The following is a 6,237-nucleotide window of genomic DNA, read 5'->3' as shown; positions in this document are numbered from 1 at the left end:
GGTGGGTGGGGCGATGGTAGTCGTGCAGGCGGCCGAGGAGGTGGTGGCGGCTCGGTTGGTCGACGGGGTGTCGATCGCGGCGGTCAACGGGCCCGAGGCGGTGGTTCTTTCGGGTACCGAGTCCCAGGTTTTGCGGATTTCGGAGGAGTTGGCGGCCGAGGGGCACAAGACCCGGCGGCTTCCAGTCAGTCACGCCTTCCACTCGGCGTTGATGGAGCCGATGCTGGCGGACTTCCAACGGGTCGCCGAGGGGCTGACGTTCGAGACGCCGCAGATCCCGATCGTGTCGAACTTGACGGGGAAGGTGGCTGCTGCGGAGCTGGTGTGCTCACCTGGATATTGGGTGCGGCACGTGCGGGAGACGGTGCGGTTCGCGGACGGCGTGCGTGCCCTGGAGGGCGAAGGAGCTTCGGTCTTCGTGGAGTTGGGTCCCGACGGCGTGCTGTCGGCGATGGCGCAGCATGGTGCGGACGAGGCTGCGGTGTTCGTCAGTGCGTTGCGCAAGGACCGTCCCGAGGAGTCGGCGCTGCTGACGGCGTTGGCGCGCCTGCATGTGACGGGTGTGGCGGTGGACTGGGCGGCGTGGTTCGCGGGCACCGGCGCCCGTCGCGTGGACCTGCCGACGTATCCCTTCCAACACGAGCGGTACTGGCCCCGGCCTGCCGCGCTCGCCGGGGATGTGACTGGTGCGGGTCTTCGGTCTGCGGAGCACCCGCTGCTGGGCGCCACGCTGACCCTCGCGGACTCCGGCGAGGTGGTGTGCACCGGCCGGCTGTCGTTGCAGGCGTACCCGTGGCTGGCCGACCACAGGATGGGGGGCAGCGTTCTCTTCCCGGCCACCGGCTTCCTGGAGCTGGCGATGCGCGCCGGTGACCAGGCTGGTTGCGACCGGGTCGAGGAGTTCCTGCTGCTGACTCCTCTGGTGCTCACGGATGAGAGTGCCGCGCAGGTCCAGGTGGTGGTCGGCGCCCCGGACGAAGCGGGGGCCCGGACGATCTCGGTGCACTCGCGCGCCGACGGTCCGGTCGACCAGCCGTGGGTCCAGCACGCTCAGGGCACCCTCACCAGTGGCGAGCGGATCGTGGACTTCGGCTCTGAGGTCCGGCCGCCGCAGGACGCCGCGGCCGTGGACCTGGAGGGTTTCTACGACGGGACCGGCTACGGTCCGGCCTTCCAGGGCCTGCGTTCGGTCTGGCAGTGCGCGGACGGGGCTTATGTCGAGGTGGCGCTGCCGGCCGAGGCCGCCGAGCAGGCGGGTTCCTTCGGGATCCATCCGGCGCTGCTGGACGCGGTGCTCCAGTCCCACCGGTTGGCTGGCGTCGGCAGTGAGCAGGAGGATTCCCTGCCGTTCGCCTGGCGGGGCGTGTCGCTGCACGCTGGGGGAGCCGCGGCGCTGCGGGCCCGGGTGCTGAAGACCGGCGACGACTCGGTGTCGATCGCAGCCGTCGACGTCGAAGGCGCCCCCGTACTGTCCGCAGAGGCGATGGTGATCCGCGCCTACCAGGCCCCCGGCGGCGGTCGCGCCGGGCAGCGCGGCGCGGAGGACGGCCTGCTGCTGTCGCTGGACTGGACGGCGGCGCCCGAGGCGGAACCCACCGAGGTCCGGTGCGTGTCCTTGGGCGCCGACGAGTTGGGCGTGGGTGCCTCGGTCACGTCCCTGGCGGACCTGACCGGCGACGAGGACTTCGTGGTGGTCCCCGTGTCCGGTGCGGCGGCCGGCGACGTGCCCGCCGCGGCGCACGCGCTGGCGGCCCGGGCCCTGGGAGTGCTGCAGGACTGGCTCGACCGGGAGGAATCCACCTCGTCCCGCCTGGTGTTCGTCACCCGCGGTGCGGTCTCCGCCGTCGAGGGTGAGTCCGTACGGGATGTGGCCGCGGGCGCGGTGTGGGGTCTGGTGCGCTCGGCGCAGTCGGAGAATCCCGGGCGGATCGTGCTCCTGGACCTCGAAGACGGGCAGGACGGAGACCTGACCGGGGTGCTTGCGGACCTGGCGGGTCTGCTGGCCACCGACGACGCCCAGTTCGTGGTCCGCGACGGTGCTCTCCGGGTGGCGCGCCTGGCCCGGCTCGGCAGCAGTGCGGGGCTGTTGCCGCCCGCCGACGTGCCGTGGCGGCTGAGCAGTGCGGCCAAGGGCAGCCTGGACAACCTGGTCCTGGCTCCTTGCCCGGAGATCCTGGAGCCCCTTACCGAGGGCCAGGTCCGGATCCGGGTGCAGGCTGCCGGCGTCAACTTCCGCGACGTTCTGAATGCCCTGGGCATGTACCCGGGTGAGGCAGGGCTGTTGGGTGCTGAGGCGGCCGGTGTGGTCACCGAGACGGGGCCCGGCGTGCGCGGACTGCACCCGGGCGACCGTGTGACGGGCATGGTCTTCGGCGGCTACGGCCCGGTCGCGGTGACCGATCAGCGGCTGTTGACCCGGATCCCCGAGAACTGGACGCCCGAGCAGGCGGCTTCGATGCCGCTGGTTTTCCTGACCGCGCTCTACGCCTTGAGGGACCTCGCAGATCTCCAGTCCGGCCAGTCGATCCTGGTGCATGCCGGAGCTGGTGGTGTGGGTATGGCGGCGATTCAGTTGGCTCGGCATCTGGGTGCCGAGGTGTTCGCCACGGCCAGTGAGGGCAAGTGGGACACGCTGCGCGAGTTGGGTGTCGCCGACGACCACATCGCCTCCTCCCGCACGACCGACTTCGAGGAGCGCTTCCGGGCGGTCACCGGTGGCCGCGGCGTGGACGTGGTCCTCAACGCCCTCACGGGCGAATTCGTCGACGCGTCGCTGCGGTTGACCGCCCCGGGCGGCCACTTCCTGGAGATGGGCAAGACCGACATCCGTGAGCCCGGGGCCGTCGCCCCGGTGCGTTACAAGGCGTTCGACCTCGCCGACGCAGGCCCCGACCGGGTGCGAGGGATGCTCGCCGAACTGCTGGAGCTGTTCGGCCAGGACGCGTTGCACACGCTGCCGGTGGTGACCTGGGATGTGCGGCGGGCGTCGGAGGCGTTCCGGTTCATGAGCCGGGCGCAGCACATCGGGAAGATCGTGCTGACCCTGCCGCGGCCCTGGGACCCGGACGGCACGGTGCTGATCACCGGCGGTACCGGCGGGCTGGGCGGCGAGCTGGCCCGGCACCTGGTGACCGAGCGGGGCGTACGGCACCTGCTGCTGGTCAGCCGCAGCGGCCCGGACGCCCCTGGTGCCGTCGACCTGCAGGAGGAACTGGCCGCCCACGGCGCCGAGGTGACCGTGCTGGCCTGTGACATGGCCGACCGGGCGGCGGTCGATGGGCTGGTGGCCGCCATTCCGACCGCGCACCCGCTGACCGCGGTGTTCCACACCGCCGGTGTCCTGGACGACGGCGTGGTGGTGTCGTTGACGCCCGAGCGGCTGTCGGCCGTACTGCGTCCGAAGGTGGACGCGGCCTGGCACCTGCACGAAGCCACCAAGGACCTCGACCTCGCCGCGTTCGTGCTGTACTCCTCCGTCTCGGGCGTACTCGGCACTTCGGGGCAGGGCAACTATGCCGCGGGCAACGCCTTCCTCGACGCGCTGGCCCGCCACCGTACGGCACAGGGCCTGCCCGCCCAGTCCCTCGCCTGGGGCGCCTGGGCCCCGAGCGGCGGCATGACCGCCACCCTGTCGGACGTCGATGTACAGCGGATCGCCTCAGCAGGAGCCACGCCGCTGACCGTCGAGCAGGGTCTGGCGCTGTTCGACGCCGCCACCGCGACCGACGGGGGCCACCTCGTCCCCATCGGAGCGGTCACCACCGGCGCCCGCGACCGCGGCACCGTACCGCCGGTGCTGCGGGGCCTGGTCAAGGGCGCCCGCCGTACGGCAGCGGGCGGCGCCGAAGCGGCCGCAACGCTCGGCCACCGGCTACAGGCGGCACGAGCGGAGGACCGTACGCGCATGATGACCGACCTCGTACGGACCGAGGCCGCCGCCGTGCTCGGGCACGCCTCGGCCAAGGCGATCGACACCCGGCGGGAGTTCAACGACCTGGGCTTCGACTCGCTGACCTCCGTCGAACTCCGCAACCGGCTCTCCACGGCCACGGGCCTGCGACTGTCCGCCACCCTCGTCTTCGACTATCCCAACCCCGTCGCACTCGCCGACCACCTCGTCTCGCAGCTCGTGGACGAGTCCGCCACGGGTCCGGACCTCCTCGCCGAGCTGGAACGGCTCGGCTCCGCGCTTGCCGTCAGCGAGCCCGACGCCCGTACCAGGGCCGCCGTCGCCGGCCGCCTGGCACAGATCTTGGACGACTGGCGCGGGACCCCGGCGGAGGAGGACGACGTGCAGGTCTCCGAGCGGATCGAATCCGCCAGCACCGACGAGATCTTCGCCTTCATCGACAACGAGCTCGGTCGGCAGAGCGAACTCTGAGTCAGGCCCACGCATTTACACGGAAGGTTCCACGTCATGCCGAACGACAAGAAGCTCGTCGACTACCTCAAGTGGGTCACGAACGACTTGCACCAGACCCGCCAGCGGCTGCGGGAGGCCGAGTCCGCCAAGCAGGAGCCGATAGCCATCGTCGGCATGTCCTGCCGGCTGCCGGGCGGAATTCGCTCACCGGAAGACCTCTGGCAGTTGTTGGACGACGGTCGCGACGGCATCTCGGCATTCCCCACGGACCGTGGCTGGAACCTCGACATTCTCAGCGGTGAGGGAGGCGGCAGCAGCGCCACCGCCGAAGGCGGCTTCGTCGACGCCGCCTCGTTCGACGCGGGTTTCTTCGGCATCTCGCCCCGTGAAGCCGTGGCGATGGACCCGCAGCAGCGGCTGCTGCTGGAGACCTCCTGGGAGGCACTGGAGCGTGCTGGCATCGCACCGGTCTCCCTGCGGGGCACCCGGACCGGTGTCTTCGTGGGCACGAGCGGCGTCGACTACATCAACGCCGTACTGAACTCCCGCGAGGACATCGAGGGCCACGGCAGCACCGGGCTCGCGGCCAGCATCCTGTCCGGCCGACTGTCCTACACGTTCGGCCTGGAGGGCCCGGCCCTCACCGTCGACACGGCCTGCTCGTCCTCGCTCGTCTCGCTCCACCTGGCGGCCCACGCACTGCGCAGCGGCGAGTGCTCGCTGGCACTGGCCGGCGGTGTGACGGTGATGTCGACGCCGATGAGCTTCGCCGGATTCACCCGGCAGGGCGGGCTGGCGGCGAACGGCCGGTGCAAGGCGTTCTCCGACGACGCCGACGGCACCGGCTGGTCCGAAGGCGTCGGCATCCTCGTGGTGGAGCGCCTCTCCGACGCCCGCCGCAACGGACACGAGATCCTCGCCGTCGTCCGCGGCTCGGCCGTCAACCAGGACGGCGCCTCCAACGGACTGATGGCCCCCAACGGCCCGTCCCAGCAGCGGGTGATCCAGCAGGCCCTGGCGAGCGCCGGTCTCTCCCCCTCGGACGTGGACGCCGTCGAGGCGCACGGCACCGGCACGACCCTGGGCGACCCGATCGAGGCCCAGGCGCTGCTGGCCGCCTACGGTCAGGATCGTGACCCCGAACGCCCGCTGCTGCTGGGGTCGGTGAAGTCCAACCTCGGCCACACGCAGGCGGCCGCAGGCGCGGCCGGACTCATCAAGATGGTCCTGGCGCTGCGGCACGGCGTCCTGCCGAAGACCCTGTACGCCGATGTGCCGTCGTCGCACGTGGACTGGTCGTCCGGTGCGGTGGAGCTGCTGGCGGAGTCCGAGCTGCTGGCGGAGTCCCGGGAGTGGCCCAGGGCCGACCGGCCGTGGCGGGCGGGGGTGTCGTCGTTCGGCATCAGCGGCACCAATGCCCACGTCATCCTTGAACAGGCACCGCTCGCCGAGGAACCCGGCGAGCAGGACGAGACCGAGCAGGACGATAACGAGCAGGGCGACCGTGAGCCGAAGGCCGCTCCGAAGGCCGCTCCGAAGCTCGCGCCGGTGATTGTGCCGGCGGTCGTGCCGTGGCTGGTTTCGGGCAAGTCCGAGGATGCGCTCGCCGCACAGCGCGAGCAGATCACCGCGCTGACAGGTCTGTCGCCGGTCGACCTGGGATTCTCGCTGGCCACCACCCGGGCGCACCTGGAGCACCGTGCGGTACTGCTGTCCGAGGGCGACGAGACCGTCGAGGTAGCACGCGGCTTCGCCGAGGACACGGCTGGAAAGACCGCGGTGTTGTTCTCGGGGCAGGGGGCGCAGCGGGTGGGGATGGGTCGGGAGTTGTACGGCCGGTTCCCGGTGTTTGCGGGGGCGTTGGATGCGGTGTT

1 protein-coding gene and 1 pseudogene are annotated in these 6,237 nt (G+C 71.3%); both read left to right on the top strand.

Features of this window, described 5'->3' with window-relative positions; genetic code table 11:
• Positions 1-4: 4 nt before the first annotated feature.
• A pseudogene (locus tag ADK54_RS08980) lies at positions 5-4,381 on the top strand (SDR family NAD(P)-dependent oxidoreductase); the annotation flags it as partial.
• A 36-nt stretch (positions 4,382-4,417) separates the two neighbouring features.
• Positions 4,418-6,237: type I polyketide synthase (locus tag ADK54_RS08975; protein WP_199826907.1), on the top strand; the 1,820-nt coding region annotated here is incomplete at its 3' end.

It is taken from the genome of Streptomyces sp. WM6378 (assembly GCF_001279695.1).
Classification (GTDB): domain Bacteria; phylum Actinomycetota; class Actinomycetes; order Streptomycetales; family Streptomycetaceae; genus Streptomyces.
The sequence above is the reverse complement of the archived record's forward strand: the minus strand, read 5'-3'. Positions and strand labels throughout refer to the sequence as shown.